The 12,325-nt window shown below is 64.5% G+C and carries 11 protein-coding genes and 1 pseudogene; 9 read left to right on the top strand and 3 right to left on the bottom strand.

Going from position 1 to position 12,325, the window contains the following annotated elements; translation table 11 throughout:
- Positions 1–9: 9 nt before the first annotated feature.
- The 6 genes from P8T11_RS07090 (at position 10) to P8T11_RS07065 (ending at position 7,579) form a co-directional block, all read left to right on the top strand.
- On the top strand, positions 10–642 hold the full coding sequence (locus tag P8T11_RS07090; RefSeq protein ID WP_268077611.1) for a Vgb family protein: 633 nt from the start codon (positions 10–12) through the stop codon (positions 640–642).
- A 268-nt stretch (positions 643–910) separates the two neighbouring features.
- Positions 911–2,035 (top strand): TRAP transporter substrate-binding protein, encoded by a 1,125-nt coding sequence (locus P8T11_RS07085; protein WP_268077612.1) that lies wholly within the window; start codon positions 911–913, stop codon positions 2,033–2,035.
- 19 nt (positions 2,036–2,054) lie between these two features.
- On the top strand, positions 2,055–2,681 hold the full coding sequence (locus tag P8T11_RS07080) for a TRAP transporter small permease subunit (protein WP_268077613.1): 627 nt from the start codon (positions 2,055–2,057) through the stop codon (positions 2,679–2,681).
- Positions 2,678–4,642 carry a TRAP transporter large permease gene (locus tag P8T11_RS07075; protein WP_268077614.1) on the top strand — a complete coding sequence of 655 codons (1,965 nt, stop codon included), beginning with the start codon at positions 2,678–2,680 and terminating at the stop codon, positions 4,640–4,642. The genes P8T11_RS07080 and P8T11_RS07075 overlap by 4 nt, the downstream gene beginning before the upstream one ends.
- Positions 4,643–4,796: 154 nt before the next feature.
- On the top strand, positions 4,797–6,689 hold the full coding sequence (locus tag P8T11_RS07070) for a caspase family protein (RefSeq protein WP_268077615.1): 1,893 nt from the start codon (positions 4,797–4,799) through the stop codon (positions 6,687–6,689).
- The gene (locus tag P8T11_RS07065; protein WP_268077616.1) at positions 6,686–7,579 is read left to right on the top strand and encodes a hypothetical protein; all 894 of its coding nucleotides are present in this window, start codon (positions 6,686–6,688) and stop codon (positions 7,577–7,579) included. The genes P8T11_RS07070 and P8T11_RS07065 overlap by 4 nt, the downstream gene beginning before the upstream one ends.
- A 48-nt stretch (positions 7,580–7,627) precedes the next feature.
- Here the strand turns inward: P8T11_RS07065 and P8T11_RS07060 are convergent, their stop codons facing one another.
- A complete protein-coding gene (locus P8T11_RS07060; RefSeq protein WP_268077617.1) occupies positions 7,628–8,884 on the bottom strand; it encodes a hypothetical protein in 1,257 nt (418 codons plus the stop codon).
- Between the two features lie 174 nt (positions 8,885–9,058).
- Here P8T11_RS07060 and P8T11_RS07055 point away from each other — a divergent pair, with 174 nt between their 5' ends.
- A complete protein-coding gene (locus P8T11_RS07055; protein ID WP_268077618.1) occupies positions 9,059–9,571 on the top strand; it encodes a MarR family winged helix-turn-helix transcriptional regulator in 513 nt (170 codons plus the stop codon).
- Positions 9,568–10,383: a HEAT repeat domain-containing protein gene (locus P8T11_RS07050; protein ID WP_268077619.1), complete on the top strand. Its 816-nt coding sequence runs from the start codon at positions 9,568–9,570 to the stop codon at positions 10,381–10,383. Before P8T11_RS07055 ends, P8T11_RS07050 begins: the two co-directional genes overlap by 4 nt.
- A gap of 64 nt (positions 10,384–10,447) precedes the next feature.
- Here P8T11_RS07050 and P8T11_RS07045 read toward each other — a convergent pair whose 3' ends face one another.
- Complete coding sequence (locus P8T11_RS07045; RefSeq protein ID WP_268077620.1) at positions 10,448–11,197, bottom strand: SDR family oxidoreductase; 750 nt, start codon at positions 11,195–11,197, stop codon at positions 10,448–10,450.
- Positions 11,198–11,300: 103 nt separating this feature from the next.
- Between P8T11_RS07045 and P8T11_RS07040 the strand changes: the two are divergent.
- Positions 11,301–11,733, top strand: a pseudogene (locus tag P8T11_RS07040) (LysR family transcriptional regulator); the annotation flags it as partial.
- Here the strand turns inward: P8T11_RS07040 and gstA are convergent.
- Positions 11,682–12,296: a glutathione transferase GstA gene (gene gstA / locus P8T11_RS07035; RefSeq protein WP_268077621.1), complete on the bottom strand. Its 615-nt coding sequence runs from the start codon at positions 12,294–12,296 to the stop codon at positions 11,682–11,684. The pseudogene P8T11_RS07040 and the gene gstA sit on opposite strands and share 52 nt — an antisense overlap.
- Positions 12,297–12,325 lie beyond the last annotated feature (29 nt).

Raw genomic sequence — 12,325 nt, 5'->3', positions numbered from 1 at the left:
GAGCCAGACATGAAACGAAGCCAAGCCCAGATCCTGCGTGAATATGGTCCTTTCCCCAAGGTCGACGCCGTGCATGGCGTGAGCTATGACGGCCGCCAGATCTGGTTCGCCACGGGCGACAAGCTGCTTACCCTGGACCCCGACAGCGGCGAAACGCAGCGCACGTTGAACATGGTGGCCAACGCCGGCACCGCCTTCGACGGCAAATTCCTTTATCAAATTTCGGACGGCAGCATCCTCAAGGTGGACCCGGCCAGCGGCCGCGTGCACGCTACCATCCCCGCGCCCGGCGGCGCCGAAGCGTCCGGCATGGCCTGGGCCGACGGCTCGCTGTGGGTCGGCCAATACCAGCAACGCAAGATCCACCAGGTGGACCCGGAAACTGGCCGCGTGTTGCGCACCATCGAATCCAATCGCTACGTGACCGGCGTCACCTGGGTTGACGGCGAACTCTGGCACGGCACCTGGGAGAACGACGACAGCGATTTGCGCCGCCTGGACCCGGCCACCGGGGCCGTGCTGGAAAGCGTCGAGATGCCGGCGGGCGTGGGCGTGTCGGGCCTGGAGTCGGATGGCGCGGGCCGCTTTTTCTGCGGCGGCGGCAACAGCGGCAAGGTCAGGGCGGTGCGTCGGCCCGAGTAAGCCCGCTTCGTGATGGCATGCGCATTGCCTGGCGACGCGGCAGTTCAGGCAATCGCGGGACCCCCTCATATGCACTAGCCCCCCTGTAGGGTAATTCCCGACAACAAGCTGATTGTCAGCCGTTAGTCAGGCAGGTTTAATCAGCACAAAGTTGCAAAGCAGTCGTAGCCCCGACACAGGGAAGCGCGCAGCAGGCGATCCCCCGCGTCCTCGCAGGTGCAGTTACTACAAGCTGGTCCCATGTAGTCCACCAAGGAGACAAAAAGCCATGCAACACGTCACAAAGCCCCGCCGCAAGTTCATTTCCGGCGCTGCCGTCGCGGGCGCCGCCGCACTGGGTTTTCCTGCTGTCACCCGGGCGCAGAACGCGCCCATTTCGATGCGGTTCCAAAGCACCTGGCCCGCCAACGACATCTTCCACGAGTTCGCCCGCGACTACGCGCAGAAGGTCAACGACATGGCCGGCGGCCAGTTGACTATCGAGGTGTTGCCGGCTGGCGCGGTGGTGAAGGCGTTTGACTTGCTGGACGCGGTATCCGCCGGCACGCTGGACGGCGGCCATGGCGTGGTGGCGTATTGGTACGGCAAGAACACGGCCGTGGCGCTGTGGGGCTCGGGGCCTGCGTTCGGCATGGACGCCAACATGCTGCTGGCCTGGCACGAGTACGGCGGTGGCAAGGACCTGCTGACGGAAATCCAGAAGGCCATGGGCGTGAACGTGGTGTCCCTGATGTATGGCCCGATGCCCACGCAACCCTTCGGCTGGTTCAAGCGGCCGGTGACCAAGATCGAAGACGTCAAGGGCGCGAAGTTCCGCACCGTGGGCCTGGCCATCGATATGTACACGGCCATGGGCCTGGCGGTGAATGCCTTGCCGGGCGGTGAAATCGTGCCCGCCCTGGATCGTGGCCTGCTGGATGGCGCCGAGTTCAACAATGCGTCGTCGGATCTGGCGCTGGGCTTTCAGGACGTGTCCAAGATCTGCATGCTGCAAAGCTTTCACCAAAGCGCGGAACAGTTCGAAATCATGTTCAACAAGGCCAAGTACGACGCGCTGCCGCCGCACTTGAAGCACGTGCTGAGCTATGCGGCGCAAGCCAGCAGCGCGGACATGTCCTGGAAGGCGGCCAACCGCTATTCGCAGGACTACATCAAGCTGCAGAAGGAACACAACGTCAAGTTCTACAAGACGCCCGACGCCATCCTGCAGCAGCAGTTGAAGATCTGGGACGAGATGATCGCCAAGCGCTCGGCCGAGAATCCCCTGTTCAAGAAAGTGCTGGAATCGCAGCGGGCTTTCGCCGAGCGGGTGGGGCGTTGGCAGGGGGATACCTCGGTCAACTTCCGAATGGCCTACAACCATTATTTCTCGCGCAGCAGCAAGCCGGCCTGATCCCAACCCAGGCCCATCGATGCTTCGTCTCGTCCGTCTGATAGACCGCGTCTCCACCTTCGTCGGCAAGACTTTTGCCTGGCTGATCGTCGTACTGACCCTGCACGTGTGCTGGGAGGTGGCGGCGCGGTATCTGCTGAACAAGCCCAGCGCCTGGGCGTTCGACATGCAGATGATGTATTACGGCATCCTCTTCATGATGGCCGGCGCCTATACGCTGGCCAAGAACGGCCATGTGCGCGGCGACATCCTCTACGGCTTTTTGCCGCCGCGCGTGCAGGGCGGCCTGGATCTGATCCTGTACCTGGTGTTCTTCTTTCCCGGCGTGATCGCGCTGGTGTGGGCGGGCTGGTATTACGCCAGCTACTCCATCGCCATTGGCGAGCACTCGTCGCTGATGGCCAACGGGCCGCCCATCTATCCCTTCAAGGCGTTCATCCCCGTGGCCGGCGCGGTGCTGCTGCTGCAAGGCGTGGCCGAGGTGCTGCGTTGCGTGCTGTGCCTGCGGCGCGGCGCGTGGCCGTCACGCGAAGAAGACGTCGAGGAAGTGGACGTCGACAAGCTGAAGAAGATGGTGCACGTGAAGGACGAAGACATCGCCCAACTGGACCGTTACGTGACCACCCCCGGGGAACCCCACCGATGAGAATCCACAAGGCGTTGTGGTTTGGCCTGTCCTGCATCGGGATAGTGCTGTTGATGATCGCCTTTCTGACCCCATGGGGCGAGATCACCCAGGGGCACATCGGGCTGTTGATGCTGGCGCTGATTGTCGTGGCCATCATGCTGGGCTTTCCCACGGCGTTCACGCTGATGGGCATGGGCGTGTTGTTTACGTTCCTGGCCTATTACCTGCAAAGCGACGACGCGGGCCGCTCGATCAGGCAGACGCTGGACCTGATGGTGCAGCGCACGTACGCGACCATGACGAACGATTCGCTGATTTCAATTCCGCTCTTCGTCTTCATGGGGTATCTGGTTGAACGCGCCAACCTGATCGAAAAGTTGTTCCGGTCCATGCACTTGGCGCTGGCGCGTCTGCCCGGCGCGCTGGCGGTGGCCACGCTGGCTACCTGCGCTATTTTCGCCACCGCCACCGGCATCGTCGGCGCGGTGGTGACGCTGATGGGCCTGTTGGCCATGCCCGCCATGTTGAAGGCGGGCTACAGCGTGCGCTTGACGGCGGGGTCCATCACCGCGGGCGGCTGCCTGGGCATTTTGCTGCCGCCGTCGGTGATGTTGATTGTGTACGGCGCGACCACGGGCGTGTCGGTGGTGCAGTTGTACGCCGGCGCACTGTTTCCCGGCATCATGCTGGCCACGCTTTACATGGGCTACGTGATCCTTGTGGCCAAGCTGCGCCCCGACATGGCGCCGCCCTTGCCGGTCAGCGAGCGCGGCATACCGCTGTCGCCCGAGACCCAGACCTTGGCCGACGCCGGGTATACGCGCGCCTTGACCGGCATGGTGGCCGCCATGTTCAAGGGCCGCCGCAACCAAGGCGTGTCGTTCGGCTTCATGCTGCGCAACATGGCGACGGTGCTGGCGCCGCTGGCCGTGACCGTGTTGCTGGTGGCGGTGGTACATCACGGGCTGACGCGCCCGGTGGTGGAATACGAGATTCCCGCTGAACTGCAACTGGGGGGCGGCGGCTTTGATTCTGGCGGCTTTGATTCGGGCGGGTTTGATTCCGGGTTGAGCGAACCCCCGGTCGATGGCCTGGCCGAGCCGCCGATGTCGGATGCCGGGTCAGGGGGCTTGTCGGAACCGCCCGGCACGCCGCAGGCCGAACCCGCCGCCGAGCCCGCCGCTGCCGCTGCCTCGGCCGCCGTTGAAGACAAGGACAACGCCGTCGCCGCGCCAACCGGTTTCTGGATCTTTGCCGCCATCTGCGCGGTGATGCTGGTGGTCTTCTACGCCGCGCTGACCTGGGCGCGTCTTGAGATCTTCAAGATGCTGATGGGTTCGTTCTTTCCCTTGGCGGTGATGATCGCGGCGGTGCTGGGCTCCATCGTCTTCGGCCTGGCCACGCCCAGCGAAGCCGCGGCCATGGGCGCCATGGGCGGCGCCTTGCTGGCGCTGGCATACCGGCGCCTGAACCTGCCGGTGCTGCGCGAATCGGTATTCCTTACCGCCAAGACCAGCGCAATGGTGTGCTGGCTGTTCGTGGGTTCGTCCATTTTCTCGGCGGCGTTCGCGCTGCTGGGCGGCCAGCGCATCATCGAAGAATGGGTGCTGTCGCTGGGCCTCACGCCCATCCAGTTCCTGTTGCTGGCGCAGGCCATTATTTTCCTGCTGGGCTGGCCCTTGGAATGGACCGAGATCATCGTGATCTTCATGCCCATCTTCGTGCCGCTTCTGAACACCTTCGGCATCGACCCCTTGTTCTTCGGCCTGCTGGTGGCGCTGAACCTGCAAACCGCGTTCTTGTCGCCGCCCGTCGCCATGTCGGCGTTCTACCTGAAAGGGGTATCGCCGCCGCATGTCACGCTGAATCAGATTTTCCTGGGCATGATGCCGTTCATGGGCATCCAGATCGTGGCGATCTTCCTGCTGTACATGTTCCCGGAAATCGGGATGTGGCTGCCGACGGTGCTGTACCGCTAAGCGCAGCGCCGGGGCAGCGTGTGCTACCCGGTGCCCATGCATCATTGTGCGCCCGGCGACCCCGGGCGTAACCTTTGCGGCGGCCGGGTTGAAAGACCCGCATCCGGGTAAAGGCTTGGGCACAGGCGCGCACGGCGCGTCAAGGCGAGACGGCATGGATCGGGCAATCGTTCTTATCGGCGTCAGCGAAACGCGCGGCCGCTTGGGCCGGCTGGAAGCGGTGGAAAGCGCCGTGGATCTGATGGAGCAATGGGCGCGCGGGCAGGGCATCCCGGCAGACCGCATCGTCCGCATCACGGACGGTGCGGGCGAACCCGTGACGACCCATGAGATTTACCGTTGGGTCCGGCACTTTGTTGAGCAGGACCCGGTGGAGCAGTTGATTGTTTATTTCTCCGGACACGGATCCATGGATGGCCGCGCGGAGTTCTGGCACTTGTCGGATGCCCCCAATGACCTGAATGCCGCCGTCAACCTGGCAGTCAGTCATGAAGCGGCGCAACGTGGCAGCGTGCGCCATGTGGTGTTCATTTCAGACGCGTGCCGCACCGTGTCGAAAGACGTGGCCCAAACGAAGTTGCACGGCGCGGGCATATTTCCGAATTCGAATGATGCGAACGACTCGTCCTGGGTCGATGTCTTCTACGCTACCAGGTTGGGTGCGCCGGCACGGGAAGTACCCGTTCGGGTTGGCGCCAACGATGTGTACAAGGCCGTTTACACCGAGGTGCTGTTCGAGGTGCTTCGCGGCGCGAAGCCCCAGGTGGCTACGGCCGGCTTCATTCGGCCGCGGCCATTGAAAATGGCGTTGAAGACGCTTGTGCCCGAGTATCTGCTCGCGCATGGCTTTTCTCCGATCATCAACCAGGATCCCGACGCGTACATCCTGTCGGACGAAGAAGCGTGGCTGGCGCGATTTGATCCCAGAGTTTCCCAGACGGGCGATGGGCCGCTCGGAAACCTGGGTGCGTTCTTCGGCGACGGTTCCAACAGCGGGCTCCCGGACGCCAAGGGGCAGGCAAGCAAAGACGGAGCGTCAGGAGACGGGCATGCGCCGTCCGGTGCGCCCGCCTTGGGTTCGCCCGGCCTGTCGCTGTTATCGGCGGAAGGCTTGGTCAGCCATGTGCTTCGTCATTCGCTGGACGAGGCCAACCTGGAAATTCCGTCGCTCGATGTCCTGGGCGAACAAGCCCGGGGCGTGCTTCAAAAGGCGACTTGGGCGCTTGGCCTGGGCATTCCCGAGCTGGAGGCATCCGGTCTGGTCGCGATCGGGCAACGGGTGCTAACCGTAACGTGCCTGGAGTACGACGGCGCCATCAAGGCCGGCTTCGGCACGGTCGGCGCGAACGGCGGCCAGGACATCGTCGTGTACGACTCCTGGCAATTCCCGGATCTCTGGACGCCCAAGCAGGCATTGGTGCAGCTGCACGACGGCTCGGGTTTGCTGGTCCCCCTTTTCAACGGATGTGTCGCCACGCTGAGATGGGACGCCGAAGAACGCGTCGCGCTGCACTACGACCCGCTGTACGCCCAGGCCGACACCGACGATATGCGCCAGCTTCAGTGGCTGCGCGCCGTGGTGGCGGAAGCCGCCAAGCAAAACGTATTTGAAGTCGACCAGGCCAGCGCGCAGGCCTTGGACGAGCGCATGGCCAAGCTGCAATTCCTGGATCCCGCCCTGGCCCTTTACGCAGCCTACGCCTACCGCGAAATCGGTGACATTGACCGTATCCGCGCGCTGCGCGACTACATGTTCCAGCGTTTGGGCGTCCACCTGTTTGATCTGGCATTGCTGTCGCGCGACCTGCTGCGCCGGCCCTACACGCCCACTGATTTCATGCCGGCCACGCCCTTGCTTTCAACCGGATGGGTTTTGATGGACGCCTTGGGGCATGCGCTACCGGCCGAATTGCGCAGCCTGCGCCAGTACGACACCGGCCAGTTGTGGGCGCATTACTCGCCGCAAGGGATGCAGCGCCTGGCGGGGTGGCTGGAGCCTTCCACCGGACAGGCCGAGGCCTACTCGATGTCGGCGCCGACCTTATGAAAGAGCTGGTGCTGATCCACGGCCGATCGCAACACGATCAAGCCTCCGAGACGCTCAAGCGCGAGTGGATCGCCGCCTGGGAGCGGGGGCTGGGCAAAGCCGGGCTGTCCCTGCCCATTCCTGTCGAACGCATCCGGTTCCCCTTTTATGGCGACACGCTCAGGGACTTGGTGCGCGGTGTTGACGAGCACTCGGCGGCGAAGATCATCGTGCGCGGCGCGCAAGACGACGCCGCCGCTTCTGATTTCCTGCTGGACTTGCTAGATGAATATATCGTGGCCTGCCGAATCGGCGAGGACGAGATCAACCGCAACGTCCCACGCGACGGCGAGCCGATGGTGATCGAGCGTGGCGTGCAAAATTGGCGCTGGGTGCACGCGGTGCTGCGCACGATCGACCAGCACATGCCGGGCGGCGGCGCGCTGATCGGCCTGCTGACCCATGACGTCTATATGTATTTGCGCAAGACCAACGTGCGCACCGTCATTCATCGCGGCGTAGGCCTCGCCTTCGACAACCCGTCGGACAAGGTGGTGGTTGCCCATTCTCTGGGCACCATCGTCGCCTATCTGATGCTGCGGCAAACGACCGCCCAGGCTGGGTGGCGCGTGCCTATGTTGATTACATTGGGCTCGCCGCTGGGCCTCAAGGCCATACGTGACCGCTTGGGTGGCGTGTCACATCCAGTCTGCGTGGGCAACTGGTTCAACGCGCTGGACCCGCACGATGTGGTGGCCTTGTACCCGCTGGACCAGCGAAATTTCCGGGTCAACCCGGCAATCGAAAACAAGACCGATGTCGTCAACCATACCGGCAATCAGCACGGCATCGAGGGCTACCTGGATGATCCGGTCATTGCCCGCCGTATTCATGATGCACTGATGGCGTAATCAAGCGCTTCGGTCCGCTATGCGACCACCCCGCTGTTCACCAACCCGCTATTCACCAACCAGATAAGCCTGCCCGCCCGGCGCCAGATACGGCGTCAGGTCCTTGAACGGCACGGTTGCGTGCGTTCCCAGACATACCCCCATCGCGTGGCCCACGCCCGAGACCGACAGGGTCAGCACGCCCGGCGCCTGGGTGCCCAAGGCCAGATAGCTGGGCCAAAGGTCAGAGCATTCCTTCAGCGATGCCTCTTCCGGGTTCTCGATCGTTGCGCCGGCCAGCGGCGCGCGGGCTTTCTCCACCAGCGCAAGCAGGGCGGGGCTTGCCTGGCGCCATCCGTTGTCGCCCGGCACGTATGCATTCAGCACGCGGTTCCAATCCAGATAGCCGCCTTGCAGCAGGTCAAAGGTGTAGGGCTCGAAATGGTTGTCGGGATGCGCGCCACCACAGTACAGACTGCCAGACTCGGTCACAGTCATCAGCGCGGGCGACAGCCACTGCACGGTGATGGCTTCGTCGTCATAGCTGCCCAGCGTGCCGGCGGCGGGGTTGCCGTCGGTATAGGCCGACGCCATGCAAGCCAGCGCGGCCAGATTCATCTGCCAATGGCGTTGTTCAAGCAGGTGGTTGACGCGCGCCAGCACTCGCGGGTCGGGGTGGCGGCTCAGGCGCGGGTAGCTGAACCGGGTGCGCGGATCGCGCCACATCCTGTAGGCGACGGCGCCCGTGCCGCTGTCGGGGCCGACGGGTTTGGCGAAACCCGCAAGCTTCAGGGTTTCGTACGGGGCGTTGGTGGCATGGATGCCAACGCCGCGATCAATCCCGCTGCCCGTGCCTCCGCTGATCGCGTCGGTAACGGCTTGCACGCTGTCGGGCGCCAGCGCGTCGGGATCGTACTGGGCCACGCGGCGCAGCGTGAACGCACGTTGCCTGCCCGTGCGCGCGTCGATCCATCGTCCGCGATATCCGTCGGCGTCGCGCCGCCCTTGCCAGGTGGCCGCGGCGGCTGCCGGCGTGTCGGGATCGATGCCGGCTTGCGCCAGGTCCTGAAACAGGCGAGGTTCGGTCAACGCCTCGGGCGTGCCCTTCAAGGGAATGTCGACGCCGTGCTTCGGATAGAAATATCGGCCCGTCAATGTGCCGCCCGAAGGCGCCTCGCTATCCAGTTCCATCACCACATCGCCCGCGCCTTCGAGCGTGCCCCGGTAGACGGTGCGCAACGCGGCGTCGGCCGGCGCCGCGCAGGGCGCCAACACGGCCAGTGCCAACGCGCCAAGCAGCAGACGGGCAGGAAGGATAGGGATCATCGGGAGGGGCGGATCGCTGGGAGGGGGAAGATCGGGATGATAGCGGCAGGGGGCTCGCTTTGGATCCCGGGGAAATTCTACGGCCTACGCCTCGCCTTGCTCTCTTATAGTTAGGTGCCTTACTATCTGCCCCTGAATTGAACCAGGAATCTCGCCTTGCCCCCCGATCTCCCCATGCTTGAACCCAAACATCACGCGCTGCTGGACGAAGCCGCGCGGCGCGGTCTGGCCTCGGCCGACGATATCGGACTGTGCTTTCAGTTGTTGTCGCTGGCCAATGCCATCGACCGCGATTGCGCGGCGCGCCTGGCGCCCCGGCAATTGTCCGAAGGCAAGTTCGTGTTGCTGTTTCTGTTGCACGAGCAGCCCGATGGCTTGTCGCCGCATCAGTTGGCGGACGGGGCGGGCGTTACGCGCGCCACCATCACGGGCCTGCTCGATGGCTTGGCGCGGGACGGCTACGTGCTGCGCCAGGCGGGCCAGGGCGATCGCCGCAAGATCATGGTGACCTTGACCCCCAAGGGCAAGACGGCGGCGGCGCAATTATTCGACGAGCACACGGCCTGGATCGCGTCGCTGTTCGGCAAGTTGAGCGCGGCGGACAAGACACAACTAAGCGGATTGCTGGCGCGCGTCTGGCGCGGCACCGATGCCGGCCGCGCCGCTATCGCGCAGAGGCAGTCATGAGTACAGCCAAATCTCCCGCCGCCAAATCACGCACCGCCAATTCCCCCACCGCCAAGCCCATCGGGCGTGGCGTCAAGGACATTCCCGCCGCGCGGCTGGCGCAGTTGAACGCGGGCGCGCCGGCCACGACGCTGACCGAATGCCTGGCGGTGGACTTCGCGGCGCTGATGCGGGCGGCGGCGCCGCAAGTGGGGCACGAGGCCATCGCGCGGATGCAGGCGCAGGCAGCGCTGGGAATTTCCAAACGCATGGCGCTGGCCGCCGAACTCCTGGTGGACGCATTGGGCGCCGATTGCGAAGCACAGCTTGCCGCGCATGCGTCCGACACCGTGCGCGGCTGGGCCTGCTTCGTCATCGGCGCAAGGCCGGACTTGCCCTTGCGCGCGCGGCTTGAGCGGATCCGCCCCTTGGCCGACGACGCGCATTTCGGCGTGCGCGAATGGGCATGGCTGGCGGTGCGCCCGCGCCTGGCGGCGGATCTGCCGGCGGCCATCCAGGCATTGCGGCCCTGGACCCTAGACCCTTCCGAGCGCGTGCGCCGCTTTGCCAGCGAATGCCTGCGCCCGCGCGGTGTCTGGTGCGCGCACATCGCGGCGCTAAAAGCCGACCCCGCCATGGCGCTGCCCTTATTGGAGCCGTTGCGCGCGGACCCCTCGGTGTATGTGCAGGACTCGGTGGCGAACTGGTTGAACGACGCCAGCAAAGACCAGCCGGCATGGGTGCGTGAGGTGTGCGCACGCTGGCTGGCCGGCAAGACAGGCGCCGCCACCGAACGCATCTGTCAGCGCGCGTTGCGTTCGATCGGGACGTAGCAGAGGGGGCAGCGCTGATGAGTCAAAGCTGATGAGTCAAAGCTGATGAGTCAAAGCTGATGAGTCAAAGCTGACTCATTCCCCCATCCACGATGATCTCGGTGCCTACGATGAACGCGGATTCCGGCGCGGCCAGGTGCAGCACGGTCGACGCCAATTCCTGCGGCGTGCCAAAGCGCCCCAGCGGGATCTGCGCCTGGATGCCGGCGGCGGTTTTCTCCAGGTTTGCCGCGTCCAGGCCCAGCTTGCCGTAGATGGGGGTGGAGATCGGGCCGGGGCTGACCACGTTCACGCGGATGCCGCGCGGCAATAATTCCGCCGACAAGGTCTTGGCCAAGGAGATCAGCGCGGCCTTGCTGGCGCCGTAGATGCAGGATGCCGGCATGCCGATGTGGGCGCTGATGGACCCGTTCAGCACGATGGACGCGCCCGGGTTGAGCAACGGGTCCAGGGCTTGCAACTGAAAGAACACGCCCTTGATATTGGTGTTGAAGGTTTGGTCCCAAAGGTCTTCGGTGGATTCGGCCAAGGTGGCGAACTTGGCGATGCCGGCGTTGAAGAAGACGGCGTCCAGGCGCACGTCCGCGTCCTTCAACGCTTGCGCCAGCGCGGCGGCGGCGCCTGGGGCGCCTGCAATATTGCGCACCGCCAGCGCGTTGCCGCCCAAGGTGACCCGCGCCGCTTCCAACGCGGCCTCGTCGCGGCCCGTGACGATGACGCGCGCGCCTTCTGCCGCGAAGGCTTGCGCCGCCGCCAGGCCGATGCCGCTGGTGCCGCCGGTAACCAATACGGTCTTGTGTTCAAAACGGTTCATGGTGATCTCCTTGGGAGTCGTTCGATAAGGTGCAGCCATGTTGCGCCAGGGCTGGCGCTTTGTCGTACGATCCTTCGCATGAACACGTTCGAAGAAATCGCACATGTTGACGGTCAATGAACTGGCGCTGCTGGAAGCCATCCGGGACAGCGGCAGCCTGTCCCGCGCGGCGGTGAAACTGGGCCGTGCGCCATCGTCGGTATCCCACGCGGCGCGCCAACATTCGAATTGATGCTGCCCTTGATCCGCGCATTTGATCGCCTGGAATCCGGGGTAAGCCTGCGTTTGACGCAAGAGGTGTTGGGCGGCACCTGGGAAGCGCTGCGCGAAGATCGGGCGGATCTGACGTGGGGGCGACGAACGAACCTCAGTCTATGCCCAATCTGCAGTGGGCGAAATTGGGGGCGCTGGAATGGTTGTTCGCGGTAGCGCCACGCCATCCGCTTGCCAAGCTGAAAGCACCCTTGCGGCAAGACCAGAGGGCTTACGTCCCGCTGGCAAGCCCTTCGGCCGCCAACGCCGCCCGCACGCTGGGCCGCTCGCCAATGCGGGCCATGTAGTCCGCCAGGGCGGGCCAGCGCGCCAGGCTCATGTCGAAGAACGCGGCCCAGCGCAAGACCGTGTACAGGTAGGCATCGGCCACACCGAAACGGTCGTCGACCAGATACGAATGCGGCTGCAAGGCGCCCGCCACATAGTCCAGCCGTTTTTCCAACCGCGCCTGCCACCACTGGCGTGCAGCGGGTGGCAGCGCGCGGTTGAACAGCGGGCCAAAGCCGCCATGGATTTCGGTGCTGATGAAGTTCAGCCATTCCTGCAAGCGGCTGCGCTCCCACGTGCCGTTGGCCGGCGCCAATCCGGCTTCCGGCTTCAAGTCCGCCAGGTACTGCACGATGGCTGGCCCCTCGGTCAGCACTTGCCCATCGTCACGTTGCAGCGCGGCGACATAGCCCTTGGGGTTGATCGCCAGGAAGTCGCCGCCGTCTTCCGTGCGCTTGGTCTGGTTGTTGACGCGCACCAGCGTGAAGGGCAGGCCCAGCTCCCGCAGCACGATGTGTGGCGACAGTGAGCAGGTGTCGGGGGCGTAATACAGCTTCATCGGTCACTCCTGATTCAACAAGGCGTTCA

The sequence above is a fragment of the Achromobacter spanius genome (assembly GCF_029637605.1).
Classification (GTDB): Bacteria; Pseudomonadota; Gammaproteobacteria; order Burkholderiales; family Burkholderiaceae_B; genus Achromobacter; species Achromobacter spanius_E.
Note: the sequence above shows the minus strand (reverse complement) of the source record. Positions and strands in the feature narration are given on the sequence as shown.

Coding starts and splice junctions, on each gene's coding strand:
- P8T11_RS07055 (WP_268077618.1), top strand. CDS start 9,059: ATGCTTGAACCCAAACATCACGCGCTGCTGGACGAAGCCGCGCGGCGC.
- P8T11_RS07080 (WP_268077613.1), top strand. CDS start 2,055: ATGCTTCGTCTCGTCCGTCTGATAGACCGCGTCTCCACCTTCGTCGGC.
- gstA (WP_268077621.1), bottom strand. CDS start 12,296: ATGAAGCTGTATTACGCCCCCGACACCTGCTCACTGTCGCCACACATC.
- P8T11_RS07070 (WP_268077615.1), top strand. CDS start 4,797: ATGGATCGGGCAATCGTTCTTATCGGCGTCAGCGAAACGCGCGGCCGC.
- P8T11_RS07075 (WP_268077614.1), top strand. CDS start 2,678: ATGAGAATCCACAAGGCGTTGTGGTTTGGCCTGTCCTGCATCGGGATA.
- P8T11_RS07045 (WP_268077620.1), bottom strand. CDS start 11,197: ATGAACCGTTTTGAACACAAGACCGTATTGGTTACCGGCGGCACCAGC.
- P8T11_RS07060 (WP_268077617.1), bottom strand. CDS start 8,884: ATGATCCCTATCCTTCCTGCCCGTCTGCTGCTTGGCGCGTTGGCACTG.
- P8T11_RS07090 (WP_268077611.1), top strand. CDS start 10: ATGAAACGAAGCCAAGCCCAGATCCTGCGTGAATATGGTCCTTTCCCC.
- P8T11_RS07065 (WP_268077616.1), top strand. CDS start 6,686: ATGAAAGAGCTGGTGCTGATCCACGGCCGATCGCAACACGATCAAGCC.
- P8T11_RS07050 (WP_268077619.1), top strand. CDS start 9,568: ATGAGTACAGCCAAATCTCCCGCCGCCAAATCACGCACCGCCAATTCC.
- P8T11_RS07085 (WP_268077612.1), top strand. CDS start 911: ATGCAACACGTCACAAAGCCCCGCCGCAAGTTCATTTCCGGCGCTGCC.